At 73.5% G+C, this 22,300-nt stretch carries 26 protein-coding genes and 1 tRNA gene; 14 read left to right on the plus strand and 13 right to left on the minus strand.

Annotation, left to right across the window (positions count from 1 at the left end; translation table 11 throughout):
* The first annotated feature begins 66 nt into the window (after positions 1 to 66).
* The 9 genes from ACFVU3_RS27395 to ACFVU3_RS27435 all read left to right on the plus strand — a co-directional run bounded on the left by ACFVU3_RS27395 (position 67) and on the right by ACFVU3_RS27435 (position 9,220).
* A complete protein-coding gene (locus ACFVU3_RS27395) occupies positions 67 to 1,185 on the plus strand; it encodes a thioesterase domain-containing protein (protein WP_390070257.1) in 1,119 nt (372 codons plus the stop codon).
* On the plus strand, positions 1,182 to 1,682 hold the full coding sequence (locus ACFVU3_RS27400) for an SAM-dependent methyltransferase (RefSeq protein WP_390070259.1): 501 nt from the start codon (positions 1,182 to 1,184) through the stop codon (positions 1,680 to 1,682). The genes ACFVU3_RS27395 and ACFVU3_RS27400 overlap by 4 nt, the downstream gene beginning before the upstream one ends.
* A 79-nt stretch (positions 1,683 to 1,761) precedes the next feature.
* A complete protein-coding gene (locus ACFVU3_RS27405) occupies positions 1,762 to 3,231 on the plus strand; it encodes a radical SAM protein (protein WP_390070261.1) in 1,470 nt (489 codons plus the stop codon).
* Positions 3,232 to 3,233: 2 nt separating this feature from the next.
* Complete coding sequence (locus tag ACFVU3_RS27410; RefSeq protein ID WP_390070263.1) at positions 3,234 to 4,283, plus strand: PLP-dependent transferase; 1,050 nt, start codon at positions 3,234 to 3,236, stop codon at positions 4,281 to 4,283.
* Positions 4,277 to 5,404, plus strand: coding sequence for a hypothetical protein (locus tag ACFVU3_RS27415; protein WP_390070264.1), 1,128 nt, complete (start codon positions 4,277 to 4,279; stop codon positions 5,402 to 5,404). Before ACFVU3_RS27410 ends, ACFVU3_RS27415 begins: the two co-directional genes overlap by 7 nt.
* Positions 5,394 to 6,146, plus strand: coding sequence for a class I SAM-dependent methyltransferase (locus ACFVU3_RS27420; protein ID WP_390070265.1), 753 nt, complete (start codon positions 5,394 to 5,396; stop codon positions 6,144 to 6,146). Before ACFVU3_RS27415 ends, ACFVU3_RS27420 begins: the two co-directional genes overlap by 11 nt.
* A 2-nt stretch (positions 6,147 to 6,148) precedes the next feature.
* Positions 6,149 to 7,456 (plus strand): acetyl-CoA carboxylase biotin carboxylase subunit family protein, encoded by a 1,308-nt coding sequence (locus ACFVU3_RS27425; protein ID WP_390070267.1) that lies wholly within the window; start codon positions 6,149 to 6,151, stop codon positions 7,454 to 7,456.
* A 68-nt stretch (positions 7,457 to 7,524) separates the two neighbouring features.
* On the plus strand, positions 7,525 to 8,004 hold the full coding sequence (locus tag ACFVU3_RS27430; RefSeq protein WP_390070269.1) for an SAM-dependent methyltransferase: 480 nt from the start codon (positions 7,525 to 7,527) through the stop codon (positions 8,002 to 8,004).
* Positions 8,005 to 8,218: 214 nt separating this feature from the next.
* The gene (locus ACFVU3_RS27435; protein ID WP_390070271.1) at positions 8,219 to 9,220 is read left to right on the plus strand and encodes a hypothetical protein; all 1,002 of its coding nucleotides are present in this window, start codon (positions 8,219 to 8,221) and stop codon (positions 9,218 to 9,220) included.
* A gap of 61 nt (positions 9,221 to 9,281) precedes the next feature.
* On the opposite strand, the gene ACFVU3_RS27440 is transcribed toward ACFVU3_RS27435, so the two are convergent.
* The 4 genes from ACFVU3_RS27440 to ACFVU3_RS27455 form a co-directional block, all read right to left on the minus strand.
* A tRNA-Ser gene (locus ACFVU3_RS27440) sits at positions 9,282 to 9,366 on the minus strand.
* 67 nt (positions 9,367 to 9,433) lie between these two features.
* Positions 9,434 to 9,862, minus strand: coding sequence for a tRNA adenosine(34) deaminase TadA (tadA, locus tag ACFVU3_RS27445; protein WP_390070404.1), 429 nt, complete (start codon positions 9,860 to 9,862; stop codon positions 9,434 to 9,436).
* A gap of 47 nt (positions 9,863 to 9,909) precedes the next feature.
* Complete coding sequence (locus ACFVU3_RS27450) at positions 9,910 to 10,458, minus strand: hypothetical protein (protein ID WP_390070273.1); 549 nt, start codon at positions 10,456 to 10,458, stop codon at positions 9,910 to 9,912.
* A 189-nt stretch (positions 10,459 to 10,647) separates the two neighbouring features.
* Positions 10,648 to 10,866 carry a hypothetical protein gene (locus ACFVU3_RS27455; RefSeq protein ID WP_390070275.1) on the minus strand — a complete coding sequence of 73 codons (219 nt, stop codon included), beginning with the start codon at positions 10,864 to 10,866 and terminating at the stop codon, positions 10,648 to 10,650.
* A 92-nt stretch (positions 10,867 to 10,958) separates the two neighbouring features.
* Between ACFVU3_RS27455 and upp the strand changes: the two genes are divergently transcribed.
* Entirely contained in the window at positions 10,959 to 11,594 is a 636-nt protein-coding gene (gene upp, locus ACFVU3_RS27460; RefSeq protein ID WP_390070277.1) for a uracil phosphoribosyltransferase, read from the plus strand.
* Positions 11,595 to 11,600: 6 nt separating this feature from the next.
* On the opposite strand, the gene ACFVU3_RS27465 is transcribed toward upp, so the two are convergent.
* Together ACFVU3_RS27465 and ACFVU3_RS27470 are read right to left on the minus strand one after the other, a co-directional pair.
* On the minus strand, positions 11,601 to 12,227 hold the full coding sequence (locus tag ACFVU3_RS27465; RefSeq protein ID WP_390070279.1) for a LytR C-terminal domain-containing protein: 627 nt from the start codon (positions 12,225 to 12,227) through the stop codon (positions 11,601 to 11,603).
* A 112-nt stretch (positions 12,228 to 12,339) separates the two neighbouring features.
* Positions 12,340 to 12,636, minus strand: a complete 297-nt coding sequence (locus ACFVU3_RS27470) for a type II toxin-antitoxin system VapB family antitoxin (RefSeq protein WP_003999914.1) — start codon at positions 12,634 to 12,636, stop codon at positions 12,340 to 12,342.
* A 97-nt stretch (positions 12,637 to 12,733) separates the two neighbouring features.
* Here ACFVU3_RS27470 and ACFVU3_RS27475 point away from each other — a divergent pair, with 97 nt between their 5' ends.
* On the plus strand, positions 12,734 to 14,389 hold the full coding sequence (locus tag ACFVU3_RS27475) for a helicase HerA-like domain-containing protein (protein ID WP_390070281.1): 1,656 nt from the start codon (positions 12,734 to 12,736) through the stop codon (positions 14,387 to 14,389).
* Between the two features lie 11 nt (positions 14,390 to 14,400).
* Here the strand turns inward: ACFVU3_RS27475 and ACFVU3_RS27480 are convergent, their stop codons facing one another.
* The 5 genes from ACFVU3_RS27480 to ACFVU3_RS27500 all read right to left on the minus strand — a co-directional run bounded on the left by ACFVU3_RS27480 (position 14,401) and on the right by ACFVU3_RS27500 (position 19,095).
* Positions 14,401 to 15,954: a M28 family metallopeptidase gene (locus tag ACFVU3_RS27480; protein ID WP_390070283.1), complete on the minus strand. Its 1,554-nt coding sequence runs from the start codon at positions 15,952 to 15,954 to the stop codon at positions 14,401 to 14,403.
* A gap of 115 nt (positions 15,955 to 16,069) precedes the next feature.
* Entirely contained in the window at positions 16,070 to 16,681 is a 612-nt protein-coding gene (locus ACFVU3_RS27485) for an HhH-GPD-type base excision DNA repair protein (protein ID WP_390070285.1), read from the minus strand.
* Positions 16,682 to 16,855: 174 nt separating this feature from the next.
* On the minus strand, positions 16,856 to 17,800 hold the full coding sequence (pip, locus tag ACFVU3_RS27490; RefSeq protein ID WP_390070287.1) for a prolyl aminopeptidase: 945 nt from the start codon (positions 17,798 to 17,800) through the stop codon (positions 16,856 to 16,858).
* Between the two features lie 10 nt (positions 17,801 to 17,810).
* Positions 17,811 to 18,383, minus strand: coding sequence for an RBBP9/YdeN family alpha/beta hydrolase (locus ACFVU3_RS27495; protein WP_390070288.1), 573 nt, complete (start codon positions 18,381 to 18,383; stop codon positions 17,811 to 17,813).
* A 64-nt stretch (positions 18,384 to 18,447) separates the two neighbouring features.
* Entirely contained in the window at positions 18,448 to 19,095 is a 648-nt protein-coding gene (locus ACFVU3_RS27500; RefSeq protein ID WP_390070290.1) for a TetR/AcrR family transcriptional regulator, read from the minus strand.
* Positions 19,096 to 19,252: 157 nt separating this feature from the next.
* Here ACFVU3_RS27500 and wrbA point away from each other — a divergent pair, with 157 nt between their 5' ends.
* Positions 19,253 to 19,861 (plus strand): NAD(P)H:quinone oxidoreductase, encoded by a 609-nt coding sequence (gene wrbA / locus ACFVU3_RS27505; protein WP_390070292.1) that lies wholly within the window; start codon positions 19,253 to 19,255, stop codon positions 19,859 to 19,861.
* 212 nt (positions 19,862 to 20,073) lie between these two features.
* Here the strand turns inward: wrbA and ACFVU3_RS27510 are convergent, their stop codons facing one another.
* A complete protein-coding gene (locus ACFVU3_RS27510; RefSeq protein WP_043224790.1) occupies positions 20,074 to 20,361 on the minus strand; it encodes a metal-sensitive transcriptional regulator in 288 nt (95 codons plus the stop codon).
* Between the two features lie 83 nt (positions 20,362 to 20,444).
* Here ACFVU3_RS27510 and ACFVU3_RS27515 point away from each other — a divergent pair, with 83 nt between their 5' ends.
* A complete protein-coding gene (locus ACFVU3_RS27515) occupies positions 20,445 to 21,035 on the plus strand; it encodes a rhodanese-like domain-containing protein (protein WP_390070294.1) in 591 nt (196 codons plus the stop codon).
* Positions 21,036 to 21,056: 21 nt separating this feature from the next.
* Here ACFVU3_RS27515 and ACFVU3_RS27520 read toward each other — a convergent pair whose 3' ends face one another.
* Positions 21,057 to 21,473: a YciI family protein gene (locus ACFVU3_RS27520; protein WP_390070296.1), complete on the minus strand. Its 417-nt coding sequence runs from the start codon at positions 21,471 to 21,473 to the stop codon at positions 21,057 to 21,059.
* A 129-nt stretch (positions 21,474 to 21,602) separates the two neighbouring features.
* Between ACFVU3_RS27520 and ACFVU3_RS27525 the strand changes: the two genes are divergently transcribed.
* The gene (locus ACFVU3_RS27525) at positions 21,603 to 22,238 is read left to right on the plus strand and encodes a MarC family protein (RefSeq protein WP_390070406.1); all 636 of its coding nucleotides are present in this window, start codon (positions 21,603 to 21,605) and stop codon (positions 22,236 to 22,238) included.
* Positions 22,239 to 22,300 lie beyond the last annotated feature (62 nt).

Consider the following 22,300-nt stretch of genomic DNA (forward strand, 5'->3'; position numbering starts at 1 on the left):
GCGGCCGAGCGGCCCTGACCACGACATCCGCGCGGCCGTCGGGCCGGCGCGGAGGATGGGGGAAACATGGAAACCGTGCACAGCACGGCCGGCCCGCGGGCCACCGCCACGGCGGCCGTGCCCGAGGGCACCGGCCGGGACGGCGTGGAGCTCCAGCTGGCCGACGTCTGGCGCAAGCTGCTCGGCCGTCCCGACGTCGGGATCCACGACGACTTCTTCTCGCTGGGCGGCCACTCGCTGCTCGCGATCCGGCTGACCGTGGAGGTGCGCCGGCTCTTCCAGGTCGACCTCACCGCCGCGGACCTGCTCTCCGCGGCCACCGTCGCGGAGCTCGCCGAGATCGTCCGCCGCGGGACGGCGGGCCACCAGGGCCAGCTGGTCCGGATCCAGGCCGGGTCCGGCGACAGCCCCATCTACGCCCTGCCGCCGGTCTCCGGCACGGTGCTGCTGTACCCGCCGATCGCCCGCGCCATGGGCTCCGACCAGCCGTTCTGGGCCGTGCAGTCGGTCGGCCTGCTGCCCGGGGAGACCCCGCTCGCCTCCATCGAGGAGATCGCGGAGGCGTTCATCGAGCAGATGTGGGCCGTCCACCCGCGCGGCGCCGAGTGGAACCTGATCGGCTACTCGATGGGCGGCCTCCTCGCCTACGAGACCGCCCGCCGGCTCAAGGAGCGCGGGGAGCCCGTCGGCCTCGTCGGACTGCTCGACACCCGCATCACCGTCGAGCGCAGCGGCGACCCCGACTTCGCGCTGCGGGCCCTGCTCTGGCGCGGCCTCAAGCTGAAGCTGGACGTCGACTGGCTGCGCGGCCTCGCCCCGGAGGAGCGGGCGCGGGAGCTGGTGGAGCGGGCCGTCGCCGCCGGCACGATGCCGGCCGACTTCGACGCGGACCGGCTGCGCCGCATGATCGACATGTACCAGTTCAACCTGGACGCCCTCGCCGCCTACGAGGTCCGGCCGTACGACGGCACGGTCACCGTCTTCCGGGTGATGGACCGCTCCAAGGAGAGCGGCACGCTCCCCGAGGACCTCGGCTGGGGCGCGGTCGCCGCCCGGGCCGTGGTGTGCGACGTGCCCGGCGACCACTTCACGATGGTCGAGCCCGGCCAGGTCGAGATCCTGGGGCGGCGCCTCAGGGAGCGGCTCGACCTCGCCGCCGCGCAGAAGGGAACGCCCGCGGCATGACCCAGGACCTGAGCGGCGGCGCGACGACGGACTCGTACCGGGTCCACCCGATCGGAGTCGTCCGCTCGCCCCGCACCGTACCCGTCCACGACCACTGGGGATCGGTCAGCGCCGTCCTCGAACTGGACGCGGACCGGCTCCAGCCCGACGCGGTGGCCGGCCTCGACCTGTTCTCCCACCTCGAAGTGATCTTCCACTTCCATCTCGTCCCCGAGTCCGACACCGTCACCGGCTCCGTCCACCCGCGCGGCCGGGAGGACCTCCCGCGCCTGGGCATCCTCGCCCAGCGGCTCAAGGAGCGCCCCAACCGGCTCGGGGTGTCCCGCTGCGAGCTGGTCGGCGTCGACGGACTCACGCTGTACGTGCGGGGACTCGACGCCCTGGACGGCACCCCGGTCCTCGACGTGAAGCCCTACCAGCAGATCTTCCAGCCCCCACCAGAAGCAGTGCGCGAGCCGACCTGGCTGCGGGCGGCGATGTCCGCCTATTACTTCTGACCGTCTCCGCTACTTCTGACCGCCTCCGCCCGCCCGGCCACGAGCCGGTCCCGCGGACGTCCACAGCAAGGAGATCCCCTTGTCCGGCCACACCACCGGCGGCAACGGCACGCTCGACCTCGAGCTGAACCTCGGCCGCCTGCTCGACCGCAACCCCCAGCTCCAGATCCCGCGCGACGAGTACAACATCAACGTCACCTCCAACGAGGGCGACCGGCTCGACAGCGAGGAACTGGCCCGCGAGTACGGCTCCTTCCCCGGCGCCGGCCACCCGGCGCACCTCTACTTCCACCTGCCGCTCTGCAACTACATCTGCCACTTCTGCAACTACGTGAAGCGGCTCGTCCCGCGCGGCAAGGAAGACCCCTCGCTGCGGCTCTGGTCCGACCTCCTCATCGAGGAGTCGCGCCGCTACCTGGACCGCTTCGACTGGATACCCCAGGCCCGCATCGAGTCCTTCTACATCGGCGGCGGCACCGCGGCGCTGCTGCTCAACAGCCCCGAGTACATCGAGCCGCTGGTCCGCCACGCCCGGGAGAACTACGACCTGGCGGAGAACATCGAGTTCAACATCGAGGGCAACCCCGAGAACTTCCAGCGCCACCACCTGGAGACCGCCCAGGAGCTCGGCTTCAACCGGTTCAGCCTCGGCGTCCAGTCGCTCCAGGACGAGGTGAACGACTTCACCAAGCGCCGCCACTCCTCGGCCCAGTCCATCGAGGCCATCCAGAACCTGCTGGCCACCGGCCACCCGTTCAACGTGGACATGATGTTCGGCCTGCCGTACCAGACCCCCGAGTCGGTCCGCCGCGACATGACGATCCTCACCGACCTCGGCGTCCCCACCATCACCATCTACCGGCTCCGCAACGCGGACCGCGAGGAGATGGGCATCGGCAACCGCGCGGTCTGGAACAACCCGGCCGTCCGCGAACGCCTCATCAGCGAGGGCCGCTTCCCCGACCTGGAGTCGACCTACGCGATGCGGCAGGAGGCCGTCGAGGTCCTGCTGGAGAAGGGCTACTACCCGAGCCCCTGCGGCTGGTGGAGCCGGCCCGGCACCTACGAGGGCGGCAACATCCCGCAGACCTCGAAGAACAAGTGGGAGCACTACAACACGATGATCGCGTACGGTCCCGGAGCCTACGGCTGGCTCACCGGCGACCAGGAGGAGTTCCTCCAGACGCACAACATCACCGACATCAGCAAGTACGTCTCCTTCATGCAGAAGAACGACGGCCTGCCGCTCAACTTCGGCCGCCGGCTCTCCGGCCACAAGGCCATCGGCACCGCCCTCGGCTTCAACTTCAAGGCCAACCAGCCGATCGTCCTCGACCGCTACCGCGAGCGCTTCGGCGCCGACCTGCTGGAGATGGAGCCCTTCGCCTCCGCCTTCGCGGAACTCCTGGAGCGCGGCCTCGTCGAGAGCGTCGACGAGGGCAGGGCGCTCAAGCCGACCCTCGACGGCGAGGCCCTCCACGAGGAGATCATCTTCCACTACTTCCACCAGCGCATCGGCCTGTCCGACGCCCCCGTCTGCCGGCGGTGAGCGTGCGCGACACGACCCTGACCGGCCCGGCCGCGCCCTCCGGCGCGGCCGCGCGCCGGGCCGAGGAGGCGTTCGCCGCCCTGCACGGCGCCGACACCGCCCTCCTCCTGCCCAGCGCGGTGGCCGCCACCACCGCCGTCCTGCTCGCCCTCACCAACCCGGGCGGGCACGTCGTCGCCTCCGACCAGACCCCCGACCCGCTGCGCGCGGTCCTCCTTGCGGAACTCACCGGAGCCCGGCGCACGGTCGCCTTCGTCGACTGCACGGACGTGGACGAGGTCGTCGCGGCGGTGCGCCCCGAGACCCAGGTGGTGCACACCCCGGCCCTCAGCGACCCGCTGATGCGGCTCGCGCCCCTCAACGACCTCGCCACCTACGCCCAGATGAACGACCTCCTGCTGGTCGTGGACAACACCGCCCTGTCGCCGGCCCAGCTGCGGCCCCTGGAGACGGGAGCCGCGGTCGTCGTCGAGGACGCCTCGCCCTGCCTGGACGAGTGGGGGGACATCGGCGCGGCCCTGGTGGCCGGCGCCGACCGCCACCTGGCGCCCGTACGGGAGCAGGCCGCGCGCTTCGGCGGCCAGGCCGACCCCTGGGCGGCCCACCTGCTCGAACGGTCCCTGTCCACCGTGGAGCTGCGGCTGGAGGCCCGGGCCCGGAACGCCGAGCGGGTCGCCGACGCGCTGCGCCGGCACCCCGCCGTCCGCACCGTGCACCGGCCGTCGTTCGACGAGGCGCCGTGGGCCCTGGAGACCCACCAGGGCTTCGGCGGACTGCTCTCCTTCGAGACCGTCCCCGAGGCCGGCGACCTCCGCCCGGTCCTCGACGCGTGCGCCGACGCGCTCACCGCGACGGGCGGCACCCTGAGCCTGCCCGCCCTCACCACCCACGCCCGGCTGAGCGAACGGCTCCGCCGCGAGGCCGGCGTCTCGCGCCGGCTCGTCCGCGCCTCCGTGGGCACACGGGACCCCGGCCCCCTGATCCACGCCCTGCGCCGGGCCCTGGACGCGGCCGTCGCGCCGCGCCCCCGGACCGAAGGAGAGCCATGCTGAACGGCGTCGACCTGCGGGCCCGCCAGGCCCTCGCCGAGCAGATCCGGGAGGACTCCTGGGAGGCCCAGCTGAGCATGGGCGTGCAGGCGCACCCCGAGCCCGGCGGACGGTGCCGGGTGGACACCGAGCCGATGCGCATGGGGTCCATCCGGGTCGCCCGCTCCTTCAGCCTCCGGCAGAGCGGCTCCGGCCCCGGTACCGCGGCCGGCGCCGGCGACTGCCTCGACCCGGTCGGGTCGGTGCTGGTCGCGCTCGGCGCGTCCGTCGCCGACAGCGTCGTCACCCGGCTGACCGGCGAGGGGTGCCACCTCACCCTCCTGGAGGTGCTGCCCGTCGCCGAGTTCGCCCGCGCGGGCGGCGGAGGGGCCGCCGGGCTGTCGTACACGGTCCGCGTCGAGGGGGACGTCACCGCCGATCAGGCCCGCGGCGCGGTCCGCGCGGCCCGGGAGCGGAGCAGCGGGCACCGCACCCTGGCGGAGCCGAACGAGCTGCGGGTCGTGGTGCAGACCGAGCGCGACGTCCACCTCACCGCCCGGCCGGAGCCGGCCGGCCAGGGGCCCTTCGCCCCGGCCGAGCGGCGCGAGGCCCGGGTGTCCTGGGAGGTGGGCGCCCATGTGATCGCCGAGGTCGACGGGGTGCGCGCCGACTCCGACCAGCCGAAGCAGCTGTTCGGCGCCGACCTGGCGCCCAGCGCCCAGGAGTACTTCCTCGCCGCGCTGGCGGCCGAGGCGCTGCGGTTCGCCGCCCCGGACGGCCCCCCCGCCTCCGCCGCCCCGGACGGCCCCCCCGCCTCCGCGGCCCGGGACACCGTCCACGCCTCCGCCCGGATCGACCTGCGCGGGCCGTACTCCGCCCAGGACGCCCCGGCCGGCCTGCGCAACGTCCTCGTCCAGCTGCTGCCCGCCGACCCGACCGCCGGCGACGAGGGCCCGGCCGGGGCGATGCGCGCCTGGCTCGCCGAGGGGGACTCCCTGCGGCTGCTCAGGGACGCCCACCCGATCCGGGTCGACGTGGTCCTGAACGGGACCCCGCTCGCCCCCGAACCTGCGGCACCCGCCGACCCCGGTGGCACCGCGCCCGCCGGAGAGAACGACACCGAGGAGCACCACCATGCCCCGTGAATGGGACGCCAAGACCTACGACTCGCTCCCCCTGCCGCACCAGCAGTGGGGCAAGCGGACCCTCGGCCGCCTGAGCCTGACGGGCACCGAGACCGTCCTCGACGCGGGCTGCGGCACGGGACGCGACACGGCCGCGCTCCTCGACCTGGTGCCCGGCGGCCGGGTGATCGGCGTGGACGGTTCCCGCAGGATGCTGGAGCAGCTGCGGACGAAGCTGGCCGACCGGCTCGACCGGCTCGACGTGATCGAGGCCGACCTCACGAAGCCGCTGGAGCTGGGCGGACCGGTCGACGCGATCAGCAGCGTCGCCACCTTCCACTGGATCACCGACCACGCCGCGCTCTTCGCCAACCTCGCCGCCTCACTCCGCACGGGCGGCCAGTTCGTCGCCGAGTGCGGCGGCGCGGGCAACGTCGCGCGGATCAACGCGGCCGTCGAGGAGGTGCTGGGCTCGGCACCCGACGAGGGGGAGAAGGTCTGGTACTTCGCCGGCGTCGAGGAGACCGCCGCACGGCTGCGCGCGGCCGGCTTCACCGACGTCGAGGTGTCGCTGCTGCCCGACCCGGCCCGGCTCGACGCCGGCGACCAGCTGTGCAGCTACCTCGCCACGGTCGTCCTCGGCTCGCACCTGGACCGGCTGCCCGAGTCCGACCACGAGGACTTCGTCCGCGCCGTCGCCGCCCGCCTCCCGGAGCCGGTGGTGGACTACGTACGGCTCAACATCACCGCCCGCAGGGCGTAGGCGTGTCCGCCCGGTCCGCGGCGCCGTCGCCGCCCCTGCTGCTGGTCGTCCACGACCGGGGTTCCGCCACCGTCCTGCGCGTCCTGGCGGCGGCCCGGGGGCTGTGCCGGGTCGTCCTGCTCTGCGAGCCGGGCGACCCGCGGACGGGGGAGGAGCTGCGCGCCGCCGGGCGGCACGCCGAGGTCGTGGACATCACCGGCCTCGGCGAGGACGCCGTGTGCCGGCTGGCCGCCGGCCTCGCGCCGGCGGGCGTGGTCACCTTCAGCGAGCGGCGGCTGCGGCTCACCGCCCGGGTGGCCGAGGCGTGCGGGCTCCCCTTCCACTCCCCGGAGACCGCGGCCGTCCTCACCGACAAGTACCGGCAGCGCCGGGCCCTCGCCGCCGGCGGGGTCCAGGACACCCGGTGCGCCCTGGTGCGCGGCCCCGCGGACGCGGACGCGGCGCTCGCCGCGACGGGCCTGCCGGCCGTGCTCAAGCCGAGGTCGGGGGCGGGCGGTGTGGACACCTGCCTGGTCCGGTCGCCGGACGAACTCCTGTCCCGGCTGGCGGAGTTCACGGCCGACGGCGCCGGGGACTTCGTCCTGGAGGAGTATCTGCCCGGTGACCCCGCGGGGGCGGGCCCCGGGGCGGGCGACTACGTCTCGGTGGAGTCCGTGGTCGCCGGCGGCGAGCCGCGCACCGTCGCGGTGACCGGGAAGCTGCCGCTCGCCCCGCCCTTCCGGGAGACCGGGCACCTCCTGCCCGCTCCGCTGGCTCCCGGTCTCGTGACCGAGGCAGTACGGCTGGAGCGGCGGGCGCTGCGCGCGCTCGGCGTCCGGCACGGTGTGACGCACACCGAGATCAAGCTGACCCCGGACGGGCCGAGGGTCATCGAGGTCAACGGACGGCTCGGCGGCCACATCGCCGAGATCGTCCAGCGTTCCCTGGGGTACGACCTGGTCGCGGCGGCCCTGCGGCTGGCCCTGGGCCTGCCCGCCCCCGACCCGGCGGAGGCCGGGGTGCCGGTGCGGGACGGGGTGGCGTTCCACTGCAAGCTGGTCGCCCCTCAGGACCGGGAGCGGCCGGACCTCGGCCCGCTCGCCGCGCTGCTGGCGGAGCTGCCGGGGGTGGACCTGGTCGACGTCTCGCCGGCCGCCGGGGCGGCCGGCGAGCGGACCGCCGGCTGGCGCGCGGGCACGGCCGGCGCCGTCGGGGTCGTCTACGGGTCGGCGGCGGACCACGCGGAGCTGTGGGACGTCCTGCGCGAGGTCCGCGCGCGGCTGGACGCGTTCTGGCACACGTCCTCCGTCTCCGCCCCCGCATCGATGTGACGCACCGTCACGTCCCTCCCGTCGTACGGTGTTCCGTGATCCTTCCCGTCTCGCGAAAGGCGCAGCGCATGTCAGAGAGCAGCACCCCCGTGGAGATCGTCTCGGATCCGGTCGGCCGGGTCGTCGGCGGCCGGGCCGAGGTCCGGGACGACGAGTGGGGCGACGTGTCGGCGGTGATCCGACTGGACGACCGCTTCGAGCCCGAGGCCCTCGCCGGCCTGGACTCCTTCTCGCACGTCGAGATCGTCTACCACTTCGACCGGGTGCCCGTGGAGAAGGTGGAGAGCGGTGCCCGGCATCCGCGCGGCAACACCGACTGGCCCCTCGTCGGCATCTTCGCCCAGCGCGGCAAGAACCGCCCCAACCGGCTCGGCGTCTCCCGCTGCCGGCTGCTGCGCGTCGACGGACGTGACGTATATGTGCAGGGCCTGGACGCGGTCGACGGCACCCCCGTGCTCGACATCAAGCCCTACATGACCGAGTTCGGTCCGCGCGGCACGACCACCCAGCCCGACTGGGCCACCGAGATCATGCGCCAGTACTACTGACCCCCGGCGAGGCCGGGTGCCGCCGCCTGCCACGGCGGCCCCGGCCGCGACCGGCACCCCCTGCCCCCGCCCCCGGTCACGGCTCCCCGACTCCGCCGCCGCCCGCGGCTCCCCGCACGCGCGGAAACGTCACTGCGCAGGGGAAATCCGGCTGCGTAGGATACGGGCTCTGGCCCCTGGGCGACCCTCGAAGGGCCGGGACAGGGGGATCCACGTGCACGCCGACAACGACCGAAATCAGCTGGACCGCAAGGTATACGGACTGATCTACCGCAATCCCGGATGGAGCCTCGAGGAGGTCGCCGCCGCCGCGGGCTGCGCGCCCGCCGAGGCGGAGGACGCCTTCGACCGGCTGTTCGGCCTGGGCCTGCTGAGCCCCGCGCCGGGCACGGCACGCGGCTTCGGCACCGTGGAGCCGGAGGCCGCGCTCGCCCGCCTCTTCTCCTCCGAGGAGCGCCAGGCGACCGCCCACGTCGAGCGGCTGGCCGGCATCCGGTCCGCCATCGCCTCGCTCACCATGAACTTCTCGCACCTGCGCGACGAGCGGCGCGAGCCGGTCGAGATCGAGGTCCTCACCACCCCGGCCCAGGTGAACTCCTTCCTCGACGGCGCGGGCAGCATGGTGCGCGCCCGCATGCGCTCGATGCACCCCGGCGGCCCGCCGCCGGAGGAGGTCATCGACGAGATGCTGCTGCGGGACAAGGAGATGGAGGACCGGGGCATCGAGGTCGAGGTCCTCTACCAGCGGCGCACGGCGGAGATCCCGTACGTCGCCGCCTATCTGCGCGACGCCGCCCGCCCCGGCCGGGAGGCCCGTACGGCCGAGTCGCTGCCCGTCCGCATGATCCTCTTCGACGACAACCTCGCGGTCCTGCCCATCAATCCGGCCGACAGCAGCGCCGGAGCCCTCGCCGTCCACGGCGACGCCCTGATGCGCTCGCTGCACGCCTTCTACGACCACCACTGGCACCACGCGGCCCTGCCGCACGCCTCGCAGAAGCGTCCGGCGTCCCCGCCGGTCCTGGACAGCCAGGAGCTGATCGTCGTCCGGCTGCTGGCCGACGGCGTGAAGGACGAGACGATCGCCCGTCACCTGGGCATGTCCTCCCGGACCCTGAGCCGGCTCATCTCCGGTCTGCTCGACCGGCTGAGCGTCCAGACCCGCTTCCAGGCGGCCCTGCGCATCGCCGAACTGGGCCTGCTCGACACCCCCTGACGGCGTGCCGGAACGCAGAACGCCCCTCCGGCCAGTTGCCTGGTCGGAGGGGCGTCATCAGCGGTAGCGGAGGGATTTGAACCCTCGGTGAGTTTCCCCACACTCGCTTTCGAGGCGAGCTCCTTCGGCCGCTCGGACACGCTACCGAGAGAGAGCTTAGCCCAAACCGGCCCAGCGAAGAAATCCGTGCCCCCGCGCAGGTCACGGCGGGGGTCAGCGGGCCCGGAAGAAGGCGGTCAGCTGCTCGGCGCACTCCTCGCCGAGGACGCCCCGGACGACCTCCGGACGGTGGTTGAGCCGACGGTCGCGGACCAGGTCCCAGAGGGAGCCGGCGGCCCCGGCCTTCTCGTCGTCGGCGCCGTAGACGACCCGCTCGACCCGGGACTGGACCAGCGCGCCCGCGCACATCACACAGGGCTCCAGGGTCACCACGAGGGTGCAGCCGGTCAGCCGCCACTCGCCGGTGGTGGCGGCGGCCCTGCGCAGCGCCAGGACCTCCGCGTGGGCGGTCGGATCGCCGGTCGCCTCCCGCTCGTTGCGGCCGAGGGAGAGGACCTCTCCGGCGGGGGAGAGCACGACCGCGCCGACCGGTACGTCACCGGCCGGCACGGCCGCTGCGGCCTCGGCGAGGGCGAGGCGCATGGCGTCCCGCCAGGGTTCCGGCACGGGGCCGGGCACTGCGGGCGGCACTAGCGGACGGCCTCCAGGATGTCGGAGGCGCCGATGGCGTCGGCGATCTCCCCGAGGGCGTCCTCGGTCACGGCGAGCAGCTCCCGCTCGGACAGGCCGAGGTCGGCGAGGATCCGGCCCTCGCCGAGCGGACCGGCCGGCGCGATGCCGGCACTGCCCGCGGAGGCGTCGTCCTCGTCCTCGCCGGACGCGTGCTCCGGCTCACCGTCCTCGGTGCCGTCCAGGGCGGTGAGCCTTTCGAGCTCGTCGAGCTCGCTGTCCGGGTCGTCGTCGCCGAGCAGTTCCGAGGTGAGGATCTCCCCGTACGAGGAGCGGGCCGCGGCCGCCGCGTTGGAGACGTAGACCCGGGGGTCGTCCTCCCCGTCCACGCGGACGATGCCGAACCACGCGTCCTCCTGCTCGATGAAGACGAGGACGGTCTCCCCCTCGTCGGCCGCCGCCTCACGGGCCAGATCGGCCAGGTCCGCCAGCGTCTCCACGTCGTCGAGCTCCGTATCGCTCGCTTCCCACCCGTCTTCGGTGCGCGCGAGCAGTGCGGCGAAGTACACCTGACTCTCCCACTGATCAGAGGTGTGATGATCCGGCGGCGCGCTCCTGAGCCCCGCCCAATCGGCATCGTGACAGAAACGACGGCCTCAGGAGAGGTCTTCGGCTCTTGCGTCGTGCATCAGTCTGAACCACACCGCGTTCGGGTGGGCGTACGACCCCGGCGCACAAAGGGGGCGCGTCCCCGGACGTCACCAGCGGAAGGTGCGCATGCGCATGGCCTGTCTCATCCGGGCCGCCCGGGCGCGCCGCGGCTGCACGCGGTCGCGCAGCGCCTTGGCCTCGCCGAGCTCACGGAGGAACTGGGCGCGGCGCCTGCGGCGCTCCGCGTCGGTCTCCGGCTGTGTGTCCGGCCCCCGGGGCTCCGTGTCGCCCCGGACCTGGCCGGATGTGTTCTTCGGGTCGGGCATCGGCCACACCACCCCATCGCTGGGTCCCTGTGCTCCCACCTTGCCGCAGCGGCGTGGGTCGGTGCCAGTGCGCGGCGGGCTACTGTTGAGTCATGCGTCTCCACGTCGTCGATCACCCGCTGGTCGCCCACAAGCTCACCACCCTGCGCGACAAGCGCACGGACTCCCCGACCTTCCGCCGGCTCGCCGACGAGCTGGTCACCCTGCTCGCCTACGAGGCGACCCGGGACGTGCGGACCGAGCTGGTCGACATCGAGACCCCCGTCACGCCGACGGCCGGCGTGAAGCTGTCGTACCCGCGTCCGCTGGTCGTCCCGATCCTGCGCGCCGGACTCGGCATGCTGGACGGCATGGTGCGGTTGCTCCCGACGGCCGAGGTCGGCTTCCTGGGCATGATCCGCAACGAGGAGACGCTGGAGGCGTCGACCTACGCCACGCGGATGCCGGAGGACCTCTCGGGCCGCCAGGTGTACGTCCTCGACCCGATGCTGGCGACCGGCGGCACGCTGGTCGCGGCGATCCAGGAGCTGATCCGGCGCGGCGCGGACGACGTGACGGCCGTGGTGCTGCTGGCCGCCCCGGAGGGCGTCGAGGTCATGGAGCGCGAGCTCGCGGGCACGCCGGTCACCGTCGTGACGGCCTCGGTCGACGAGCGGCTCAACGAGGCCGGCTACATCGTCCCGGGCCTGGGCGACGCCGGTGACCGGATGTACGGCGCCGCCGAGTAGCGGCGCTCAGCAGCGGGTCGGCGCGGGCTTGGGCTTGTTGAGGGCCACCAGCGCCGCGTCCGCCGTCGCCTTGGGCGACAGGGCCTTGAAGGCCGTACCGATGATCAGGTCGATGTCCGCCGTGCTGCGGGCGTCGACCTTCGTCGTGGTGCCCGCGAGCTGGGTGCCGAGGACCGCGAAGGCGCCCTTGGAGGCGGCCGGGGCGCCGAGCAGCAGCCCGGAACCCTTGACCTTCTTGTCGTAGGCGGCGGGCGCGTTCCCGATCTTGCCGATGGCGAAGCCGCGCTTCTTCAGCTCGTCGGCGGTCGTCTTGGCGAGTCCGCTGCGCGGGGTCGCGTTGTAGACGTTCACCGTGACCTGGCCGGGCTTGGGCAGCTTGGCGGCGGCCGCGGCGGTGGGGGTGGGCGCGGGCTTGCAGTCGGTCTGCTTGCCGGCGGCGGTCTTCGTGCCGTCGTCGCCGGAGAAGACGTCGACGAGCTGGAGCGTGCCCCAGCCGGCCGCGCCGAGCACGACCGCGGCGGCGGCGGAGGCGAGGACGATCCTGCGCCGGCGATGGGGTCGCCGCATGCGCGGGTAGACATCCCCCGTGATGCGGTACTTTCCGCCCATGCCGGGGGGAGTGAGCATGCTCATGGGCGCAGCGTAATGCCGCCCGTGCGCGATGCCTACTTGATGATCATGTGATCGCGGCCGGATGGGCGTGAACTGCCCCCGAAAGGATCAGCGCACGGCGCCGTCCGGTGGGTCAGTCCAGTTCCAGCACGCGGGCGTGGAGCACCTGACGCTGCTGGAGGGCCGCGCGGACGGCGCGGTGGAGTCCGTCCTCGAGGTAGAGGTCGCCCTGCCACTTCACGACGTGCGCGAAGAGGTCGCCGTAGAAGGTGGAGTCCTCGGCGAGCAGGGTCTCCAGGTCCAGCTGGCCCTTGGTGGTGACGAGCTGGTCGAGGCGGACCGGGCGCGGGGCGACGTCCGCCCACTGCCGGGTGCTTTCCCGGCCGTGGTCGGGATACGGCCGGCCGTTTCCGATGCGCTTGAAGATCACACGGAAAGCCTACCGGGCGAGCGGCTCCCGGCGCAGCCACGCGGAACCGATGGGATGCTGGTGCAGACCATGACATAGCCGACATTGGGGTGCCGCCATGAGCGAGACGGAGCAGCCGCCGACGACCCCGGGGCCGGCCGGCACCGCCGGCGCGCCCGCGCCGGCACCGTCCGCCGGACTCCCCGCCCCGGTCGCGGAGATCGCCGCCGGGTACGCCTTCGAGGGCCCCGCGCTCGACCTGGGAGCCGTCCTCTGGGACGGCGTCTGCCACCCGGGCGCGCCGGTCCGGATCCCGCTCCCCGTCCTCAACCGGCACGGTCTGGTCGCCGGCGCCACCGGCACCGGCAAGACCAAGACCCTCCAGCTGATCGCCGAACAGCTCTCCGCCCAGGGCGTCCCGGTCTTCCTCGCCGACGTCAAGGGCGACGTCTCCGGCGTCGGTGCCCCCGGCGAGGACGGGGAGAAGGTGCGGGAACGGGCCGCGCAGGTCGGCCAGGAGTGGACGCCCACCGGCTTCCCCTGCGCGTTCTACGGCCTCGGCGGCACCGGCCCCGGCATCCCCGTCCGCGCCACGGTCACCAGCTTCGGCCCGGTGCTGCTCTCCAAGGTGCTCCAGCTGAACCGGACCCAGGAGCAGTCCCTCGGCCTGATCTTCCACTACGCCGACGCCAAGGGCCTGGAGCTGGTGGACCTGAAGGACCTGCGGGCGGTGGTCGCCTTCCTCGTCTCGGACGTCGGCAGGCCCGAGCTGAAGGGGATCGGCGGTCTGTCGACGGTGACCGCCGGGGTGATCCTGCGGGCCCTGACCGCCTTCGAGCAGCAGGGCGCGGGGAGCTTCTTCGGCGAGCCGGAGTTCGACACCTCGGAGTTCCTGCGGACCGCCGGGGACGGGCGGGGGACCGTCTCGGTCCTGGAGCTGCCGGCCGTGCGGGAGCGGCCTCAGCTCTTCTCGACCTTTCTGATGTGGCTGCTCGCGGACCTCTTCCACGACCTGCCGGAGGTCGGCGACCTGGAGAAGCCGAAGCTGGTCTTCTTCTTCGACGAGGCCCACCTCCTCTTCACGGGGGCGTCGAAGCCGTTCCTGGAGTCGATCACGCAGACGGTCCGGCTGATCCGCTCCAAGGGGGTGGGCGTCTTCTTCGTCACCCAGACCCCGAAGGACGTGCCTGCGGACGTCCTCGCCCAGCTCGGCAACCGGGTGCAGCACGCGCTGCGCGCCTTCACCCCGGACGACGCCAAGGCCCTGAAGGCCACGGTGCGGACCTTCCCGGAGTCGGCGTACGACCTGGAGGAGGTGCTGACCTCGCTCGGCACGGGCGAGGCGGCGGTCACCGTACTGAGCGAGCGGGGCGCGCCGACGCCGGTGGCGGCGACCCGGCTGCGGGCCCCGGAGTCGCTGATGGGGCCGATCGGCGCGGCCGCGCTGGAGGCGGCGGTGACGGGCTCGCCGCTGTACGGGCGGTACGCCGAGGCGGTGGACCGCCCGTCGGCGTACGAGCGCCTGTCGGCGGACGAGGAGGCCCGCGCGGCGGGGGCGGCCCGCGCGGAGGCGGAGAAGGCGGCGGAGAAGGCGGCGGAGAAGGCCGCGAAGGCGGAGGCGAAGACGGGAGCGAGGGCCCCCAAGGAGGAGCCCTCGCTCGTCGAGCAGGTCGTCGGCAGCGGGGTGTTCAGGTCCCTCGCCCGGTCGATCGGCACCCAGCTGGGCCGGGAGATCAGCCGCTCGGTCTTCGGGACGGCCCGCCGCAGGCGCTGACCGCCCGCTGGCTACTCGGTGACCTCGTGGTGGTCGTCGTGCAGGCCGCCGCCGCTGCCCGCGTCGCCCGTGGTGGGCACGGTGACGACCGGCTTGCGCAGCGAGGAGATGTCGTGGGCGTAGGTGCCGACGGCGTTGGCGATGACGTCGATGTTGGCGTCGAACGCCTCGCGGTTGACGTTGGTGATGTCGTCGCCCTTGGCGTGGTAGTTCACGTCGTAGGCGACGCCCGCCTCACCGCCGAACTTGGCGGCCTGCTCGGGGGTCTTGATGCCCTCGGCGCCGGTGAAGGTGCCGCCGGAGGGGATGCCGACCTCGATGAACGGGCCGTAGTCGGAGCGGCCGGTGAAGTCGGTGCCCTCGTGCGGGAGGCCCTGCTTGTCCATGAAGTCGGTGATGTCGCGCTCCAGCTGGGCGGAGCCCTCGGGGCCCGCGCCCGCGCCGACGCCGTCCGAGTTGTCGCCGTCGTACACGAACAGGCCGTAGTTCGGCGAGGCGATCATGTCGAAGTTCAGGTAGAGCTTGATCTCCTTCTTGTCGAGCTCCGTCAGGTTGGCGACGTAGTGCTCGGAGCCGAGGAGGCCGTTCTCCTCCGCGGACCACCAGGCGAAGCGGACCTTGTTGCGGACCTTGTCCTTCGACTGCGCGAGCTCCAGGGCGGCCTGGAGGAGGCCGGCGGAGCCGGAGCCGTTGTCGTTGATGCCGGGGCCGGCGGTGACGGAGTCGAGGTGCGAGCCGAGCATCACGGTGTTGGCCGCGTTGCCGCCCTTGGTCTCGGCGATGACGTTGTTGGTGGAGCGCTTCTCGTTGAGCTGGCGGACCTCGAAGGAGAGGTTCACCGCGCCCTTGGCGAGGTCGGCGGCGAGCTGCTCGCCCTCGGCCTGGGAGAGGCCGGCGGTCGGGATCTTGCCGGCGTCGGCGGCGCCCAGGGTGCCGGAGAGCAGACCCGCGGTGTTGTTGTAGACGATCGCGCCCACGGCACCGGCCGCGGCGGCGTTCTCCTGCTTGACCGCGAAGGCGCAGCCGCCGCGCTTGATCAGGGCGATCTTGCCGGTGAAGGTGCCGGAGGCGAAGTCGGCCGGCTCGCAGCCGCTGGTGCCGTCGGCGTCGACCGGGGCGGCGGTCAGGGCGGCCGTGATGCCGCCGACCGGGGTGGACTTGGTGTAGGTCATCGCCCGGATGTCCAGCGCGCGGGGCGCGGAGCCGAGGACGGACGCCTTCTCGGCGAGGGTCTCGGTGTAGACGAAGTCGAACTTCTCGTACGAGACGTTGTAGCCGGCCTTCTTGAGCTGCGTGTACACGTACGCGGCGGAGGCGTCGTGGCCGAGCGAGCCGGCCGCGCGGTGGCCGCCGGCCGACTCGGCTATCGCCTGGAACTTCTGCAGGTGCTTGAAGGCGTCCTGGCCGGTGGTCTCCCGGACCAGCTTCTTCGCCAGCTTCGCGGCGTCCCGGGCGGGCGCGGCGGCGGGGTCCTTGACGGCGGTGGCCGGAGACGCGAGGACCAGGGGGGTGGCGAGGGCTGCCGCGGCGAGGATGGCCGCGGCGCGACGCTGCGATGCGTTCACAGAAGTCCTTCCCGATGGGGACGAGGTTGAGGGGAAGTTAGCCATCGCGAGGGCATTCTGTGAACACGTTCGGCGCAATTCATGTCACCTTGAACAGGATTGACATCTGGAATTCTCAATTCCCTGAGGGTTTGCTGTCCTTGGCGGCTTTCGCCGCTTTTGCCGCCGCTTTCATCTCCTGCTTGTGGGCGCGGACCCTGGCGAGCGATTCCGGCCCGGTGATGTCGGCGGCCGAGCGGTGGGCGCCCTGCTCGCCGTACGGGCCGGCCGCCTCCCGCCAGCCCTCGGGCCGGACGCCGTACTGCTTGCCCAGGAGGGCGAGGAAGATCTGTGCCTTCTGCTTCCCGAAACCGGGCAGGGCCTGGAGGCGGGCGAGCAGCTCCTTGCCGGTGGCGGCGGTCCGCCAGACCGCCTCGGCGTCGCCGTCGTACTCCTCGACCAGGTACTGGCACAGCTGCTGGATCCGCTGGGCCATCGACCCCGGGTAGCGGTGCACGGCCGGTTTCTCCGAGAGGAGCGCGGCGAACGCCTCGGGGTCCCGCTCGGCGATCTCGTGCGCGTCCAGGTCGTCCCGCCCCATGCGGACGGCGATGGTGTGCGGGCCCGAGAAGGCCCACTCCATCGGGACCTGCTGGTCGAGCAGCATGCCGACGAGCGCGGCGAGCGGGGACCGCCCGAGGAGCGCGTCGGCGTCGGGCTGCTGGGCGAGGTGGATCTCGGGACTCATGTTCCGATGATCCCGCCGGGCGGGCCGGGCCGCCCGGCGGAGCCCGCCGTTCCCGTGAGGGCGCGGGCGCGCGTGCGCCCGGTGCGGCGAGACGGCCCGTCCCGTGTGCTCAGGCGTCCGCGTCCGCGCCCCGGCCCCGCGTCCGCGCCCCGGCCCCGCGCCCCGGCCCCGGGCTCAGGCGTCCGCGAAGCGCTCCAGGGCCGCGACGATCAGCCGCCGGGTCTCGTCGCCGCCCAGGTGGCCGGCCTTCTCGACCACGTGGAGCTCGGCGTCCGGCCAGGCCCGGGTCAGCTCCCAGGCGGTGGTGAGCGGCCCGCCCATGTCGAGCCGCCCGTGGACCAGCACCCCGGGGATGCCGGCGAGCCGGTGCGCGTCCCTGATCAGGGCGCCCTCCTCCAGGAAGGCGCCGTGCGCGAAGTAGTGGGAGCAGATCCGGACGAAGCCGAGCCGGGTGTCGTCGACCCGGTCGGTGTACGGGGTGCCCATGCCCTCCATCGACAGGACGGCGTCCTCCCAGGCGCACCAGTCGGCCGCCGCCCGCTCCCGGACGGCCCGGTCGGGGTCGTTCATCCGGGCCGCGTAGGCCCCCACCAGGTCCTCCGCGTGGTCCGCGCCCGCCCGGAACCGCTCGTGCGCCTCGGGGAAGAAGCGGCCGGCGCCCTCGTACAGCCAGGCCGTCTCGGAGCGCCGGGTGGTGGTGACGGCGGCGATGACGATCTCGCTCACCCGCTCCGGGTGCGCCTCCGCGTACGCCAGGATCAGCGTGGAGCCCCAGGAGCCGCCGTACAGCAGCCAGCGGTCGATCCCCAGGTGGACGCGGAGCCGTTCCATGTCGGCCACGAGGTGGGCGGTGGTGTTCACGGAGAGGTCCGCGGCGGGGTCGCTCGCGTGCGGGAGGGAGCGCCCGCAGCCCCGCTGGTCGAACTGGACGATCCGGTACCTCTCCGGGTCGAAGAGCCGGGGCGCGGTCGGGGAGGACCCGGAGCCGGGCCCGCCGTGCACGACGAGCGCGGGCTTGCCCTCCGGGTTCCCGTGGACCTCGTAGTGGACGCGGTTGCCGTCCCCGACGTCGAGCAGGCCGGTCGCGTGCGGGGCCGGGGGAGGGGTCTCGGATCGCATCCGGCCGACGCTACTCGGTGCCGGTGATCCGGGTCTCCGGGTTTTCGCACCAGCGCAGCACGGCCGGCCACGGCCCGAGCCCGCTGTCGGGGTTGAGGTGGGCGCCGCCCGGGACGAGGTCGGTGTCGAGGCCGAGCGGGGCGCCGTAGTGCCGGCCGGCGCCCTCGGGGCAGTACGGGTCCCCGTCGCCGTACACGAGGCGGGCCCGCACGCCTTCCTCGGCGAGGTCGAGGCCGTCGGCGAAGGCGGCGATCGCCGGGATGGCGGCGGTGACGCCGGGGGAGGGCGGGGCGACGAGCAGCACCCGGTCGGCCTCCGGCCGGCGCGCGCCCGCCCGCAGCCAGAGCAGGACGGAGAGGCTGTGCGCGAGGACGACGAACTCGCCCTCGGCCGGCCGCTTCCCGTGCTCCTCCAGCGCCGCCAGCCAGTCGTCGAGGACGGGCGCGTCCGGCTCGGGCAGCTGCGGGTAGCGGACCTCGTGGCCGCGGGCGCGCAGCTCGCCGGCGAGCCAGTGCTGCCAGTGGCCGGCGGGCCGGTGGTTCTCGAAGCCGTGGAGGACGAGGAAGGTCTTCGGTGCGGTCATGGCCCGATCGTGGGGCGCGGACCGGCCCGGGGTCCACCGCGTTCCGAGGAGCGGACGGGCGGTCTCACGCCCGGAGCGCGAGCAGTTCCCGTACGCCCGCCTTGACCCGCTCGGCGGGGAGCGCCTGCTCCACCGAGAGGTGGTGCATCAGGTCCGGGGAGAACGGCGCGAGCAGGAGGTGGGCGAGGAGCGCGGCGTCGGCGCCGGGACGGAGCCGGGAGAGCAGCATCGCCACATGGGTGTGCATGACCTGGTAGGCGCCGCTGTGGTAGCGGGCGCGGGGTGCGGCGGAGTGCGCGGCGAGCAGGATGGCGCGCTGCTCGGCGACGCGGTCGACGAGGGCGTCCAGGAAGGCGTCCAGCCGCTCGTCGGCGGGGGCGCCGGGGCCGAGCGGCGGCGGGCCGCTCATGTACGCCTCCTGGAAGACGCGCTCGCGGTCGTCGAGGAGCGCCCAGAGCAGCTGCGAGACGTCGCCGAAGCGGCGGTAGACGGTGCCGACGCCGATGCCGCTGGCGTGGGCGACCTGGTTCATGGTGACCGCGTCGGGGCCCTTCTCGGCGACGATCCGGGCGGCGGCGTCGAGGATCCGGCGCCGGTTGCGGGCGGCGTCGGCGCGCTCGGGGGCCGGGCCGGGGCCGGTGCCGGGCGCGGTCGGGAGCACGGTGAGCAGCGGCGCGGAGCCGTCGTCGGTCCCCGGTGTTCTCGTGCTCATCGGCCCGTTCCTGCCCTTCGTCGCGCCCCCGTCGTCGGTGTCCCCGTCCTCCGAGCATACCTGGCCCGCTTGCGATCCGGATTGCTATCCGCTTAGTCTCGGAACAGCTAACCGGAAAACAATCCGTTTGAGTGTCGCCCGCTGCGAGGAGCCCGTCATGTCCGTGAAGGTCGCCGTCGTCCACTACTCGTCCACCGGTGCCGTGCACCAGCTCGCCCAGGCCGTCGCCGAGGGCGCCGAGAAGGCCGGCGCCGAGGTGCGCCTGCGCCGCGTGCCCGAGCTCGCCCCCGACGCCGCCATCGACGCCAACCCGGCCTGGCGCGCCCATGTCGACGCCACCGCCGACGTCGAGCTCGCCACCCTCGACGACCTGGAGTGGGCGGACGCCTACGCGTTCGGCTCGCCGACCCGCTTCGGCAACGTGGCGGCCCAGCTCAAGCAGTTCGTCGACACCACCGGCGGCCTGTGGCAGCGCGGCGTCATGGCGGACAAGCCCGCCACCGCCTTCACCAGCGCCCACAACCTCCACGGCGGCAACGAGTCCACGCTGCTCGCCCTCTACAACACCTTCCACCACTGGGGCTCGATCATCGTCTCGCCCGGCTTCACCGACCCCGCCGTCTACGCGGCCGGCGGCAACCCGTACGGCACCGCCCACCCCGCCGCCAACGGCGCCCCCGCCGAGAACGTGCTGGCCGCCGCCCGCTACCAGGGCGCCCGCCTCACCACGATCGCCAAGCGCCTGAAGGGCCTCGCGGTCGACTGACCCGGCCCCGCGGACGCGCGCACCCCCGGCGGAAGGTGTCTCCGCCGGGGGTGCGCGCGTGCGTGCGGGGGCCGCTCAGGCCCCGTGTGGGTGCGGGCCGCTCGGGCCCCGTGTGGGTGCGGGCCGCTCGGGCCCCGGGTGCGTGTGCGGGCCACTCGGGTCCCGTGTGCGTGTGCGGGTCAGTCAGGTCCCGCGTGCGTGCGGGGGCCCGCTCAGGCCAGGGACAGGAACAGCTTCTCCAGCCGGGCCCGCATCTTGTCCGGGTCCTCGCCGTCCCGCTTCCCGTTCTCCATCTCCGTCAGGCACTGCTGGAGCCCGGTCGCGATGATCGCGAACCCGGCCCGGTCCAGCGCCCGCGAGGCCGCGGCCAGCTGGGTCACGACCTCCTCGCAGTCGCGCCCCTCCTCGATCATCCGGATCACGCCGGAGATCTGGCCCTGCGCCCGGCGCAGCCGGTTCAGCACGGCCTTGAGCTCCGCGCCCGCGAGATCGAGTTCCACAACCACTCCTCCAGCAGATACCCCACGGGGTAATTTACTCCCCAGGGACGGGGGGCCTTCGACAACCAAGGATGACACCTGCCATGACCGTGCCCCAGATCCTCGATCCCGCCGAGGCCCGCGACCGCCTCGCCGACCTCACCGTCGTCGACGTCCGCACCCCCGCCGAGTACGCCTCCGGCCACCTGCCCGGCGCCCTCAACATCCCCCTCGACGCGCTCGGCCGCGCCCTGCCCGCCCTGAAGGACGCCGCCACCCGCGGCGACCTCCTCGTCGTCTGCCAGTCCGGCAACCGCTCCGCCGCCGCCCGCGACCGCCTCGCCGCCCAGGGCGTCACCGCCCTCGACCTCGCCGGCGGCACCAGCGGCTGGGCCGCCGCCGGACACGCCCTGGACCGCCCGGCCGGCGCCCCCGCCACGGCCGTCTGGGCCATGGACCGCCAGGTCAGGCTGGTCGCCGGCACCCTCGTCCTGCTCGGCCTCGCCCTCGGCCTGCTCGTCCACCCGGCCTTCCAGCTGCTCTCCGCGGGCATCGCCGGCGGCCTGGTCTACTCCGCGCTCACCAACACCTGCGGCATGGCCCTGATGCTCGGCCGGCTCCCGTACAACCGCGCGCGGGCGCACACCCCGGACCTCGACACCACCCTGGCCCGCCTCGGCGGGCCCAGGGGGTAGTGCCCGTACGGCCCGCCGCGCTCAGTCCTGCACCGGCCCCGTCTCGTCGATCCGGCGGATCACCACCGGATACTCCGGCGCCCCCGCCGGCTGCGGACAGCGCGCCACCCGGGCGGCGATCTCCGTCACGCGCTCCAGGCTCGCGCACTCCAGCACCCAGTAGCCGGCCAGCACCTCCTTGGTCTCCGCGTACGGGCCGTCCGTCACCACCGGGCGGCCCTCCCCGTCCACCGACACCAGCCGGGTCTCGCCCGGGTCGGCCAGACCCTGCCCGTCGAGCATCTCGCCGCTCGCGAGCAGCTCCTTGTTGAGCGTGTTCATGAAGTCGAACATCGCGGTCAGGGACTCCTTGTCCCAGGCCGGGCTCTGCGCCGAGCCGCGCCCGGACATCGCCTCGTAGTCGGCGTGCGAGCCCTCCACCATCACCAGGTACTTCATGACGTCCTCCCGTCTCTTCCCGGGCCCTCTTCGTGGCCCTTCCGAAGGAGAGTCGGAACCGGCGCGCGGATCTCGACACCGCGCGGACGGAATCACCAAATCCGTCCCGAATCACCCGACCGCCCCATGATGTCGGCTGTGAACCCCTTCACCTTCTCCGCCGCCTTCATCACGTTCTTCTCGGTCGTCGGACCGCCGAAGGTCCTCCTCTCCTTCGCCGGCCTCGCCCAGGTGCACCCGATCCGCCAGCTCCGCACGATCGCCCTCCTCTCCTCCGGGGCGGCGGTCCTCGTCGGACTCGTCGCGGGCATCACGGCCCCGTGGCTGCTCGACCTCTTCCACATCAGCACCCCCGCGCTCCAGCTCGCCGGCGGCGTCATCTTCTTCATCTACGCCGTCGGCCTCGTCCTCGGCGTGCACCTCGGCTCCGACGGCACCCACCAGGACACCCCCGACACCGTCAGCGGCCTGCGCGAACTCCTCATGCCGTACGTGGTCAGCCCGCTCGCCATGACCGCGGTGCTCATCGAGGCCGCCGCCCGCGAGGGGGTGGGCTGGCGGGCCACCGCCGTCGGCGCGTACGTGACGGTCATCGCCCTCGACCTCGTCTGCGTCCTCCTCCTCGCCCGGCTGCTGCGCCGCACCCACCACGGCACCATCGAGCTCTTCGGCCGGCTCCTCGGCCTGCTGCTCGCCGCGGTCGGGGTGGACCTCTTCCTCGACGGCCTCTCGGAACTCGGCGTCCCCGGCCTGGACCGTCACTAGGGAGCGACCCCGGGGGCCGGGGACGCGAAGGGTTGCGGTCCCAAGATCCGGAACGGGTCCGG

This window comes from Streptomyces sp. NPDC058052 (assembly GCF_042885515.1).
Lineage (GTDB): Bacteria > Actinomycetota > Actinomycetes > Streptomycetales > Streptomycetaceae > Streptomyces.

Coding starts and splice junctions, on each gene's coding strand:
- ACFVU3_RS27475 (WP_390070281.1), top strand. CDS start 12,734: ATGAGCGAGACGGAGCAGCCGCCGACGACCCCGGGGCCGGCCGGCACC.
- wrbA (WP_390070292.1), top strand. CDS start 19,253: ATGTCCGTGAAGGTCGCCGTCGTCCACTACTCGTCCACCGGTGCCGTG.
- ACFVU3_RS27415 (WP_390070264.1), top strand. CDS start 4,277: ATGCTGAACGGCGTCGACCTGCGGGCCCGCCAGGCCCTCGCCGAGCAG.
- ACFVU3_RS27520 (WP_390070296.1), bottom strand. CDS start 21,473: ATGAAGTACCTGGTGATGGTGGAGGGCTCGCACGCCGACTACGAGGCG.
- ACFVU3_RS27525 (WP_390070406.1), top strand. CDS start 21,603: ATGTCGGCTGTGAACCCCTTCACCTTCTCCGCCGCCTTCATCACGTTC.
- ACFVU3_RS27465 (WP_390070279.1), bottom strand. CDS start 12,227: ATGAGCATGCTCACTCCCCCCGGCATGGGCGGAAAGTACCGCATCACG.
- upp (WP_390070277.1), top strand. CDS start 10,959: ATGCGTCTCCACGTCGTCGATCACCCGCTGGTCGCCCACAAGCTCACC.
- ACFVU3_RS27420 (WP_390070265.1), top strand. CDS start 5,394: ATGCCCCGTGAATGGGACGCCAAGACCTACGACTCGCTCCCCCTGCCG.
- ACFVU3_RS27455 (WP_390070275.1), bottom strand. CDS start 10,866: ATGCCCGACCCGAAGAACACATCCGGCCAGGTCCGGGGCGACACGGAG.
- ACFVU3_RS27495 (WP_390070288.1), bottom strand. CDS start 18,383: ATGACCGCACCGAAGACCTTCCTCGTCCTCCACGGCTTCGAGAACCAC.
- ACFVU3_RS27395 (WP_390070257.1), top strand. CDS start 67: ATGGAAACCGTGCACAGCACGGCCGGCCCGCGGGCCACCGCCACGGCG.
- ACFVU3_RS27400 (WP_390070259.1), top strand. CDS start 1,182: ATGACCCAGGACCTGAGCGGCGGCGCGACGACGGACTCGTACCGGGTC.
- ACFVU3_RS27515 (WP_390070294.1), top strand. CDS start 20,445: ATGACCGTGCCCCAGATCCTCGATCCCGCCGAGGCCCGCGACCGCCTC.
- pip (WP_390070287.1), bottom strand. CDS start 17,800: ATGCGATCCGAGACCCCTCCCCCGGCCCCGCACGCGACCGGCCTGCTC.
- ACFVU3_RS27430 (WP_390070269.1), top strand. CDS start 7,525: ATGTCAGAGAGCAGCACCCCCGTGGAGATCGTCTCGGATCCGGTCGGC.
- ACFVU3_RS27500 (WP_390070290.1), bottom strand. CDS start 19,095: ATGAGCACGAGAACACCGGGGACCGACGACGGCTCCGCGCCGCTGCTC.
- tadA (WP_390070404.1), bottom strand. CDS start 9,862: ATGCGCCTCGCCCTCGCCGAGGCCGCAGCGGCCGTGCCGGCCGGTGAC.
- ACFVU3_RS27485 (WP_390070285.1), bottom strand. CDS start 16,681: ATGAGTCCCGAGATCCACCTCGCCCAGCAGCCCGACGCCGACGCGCTC.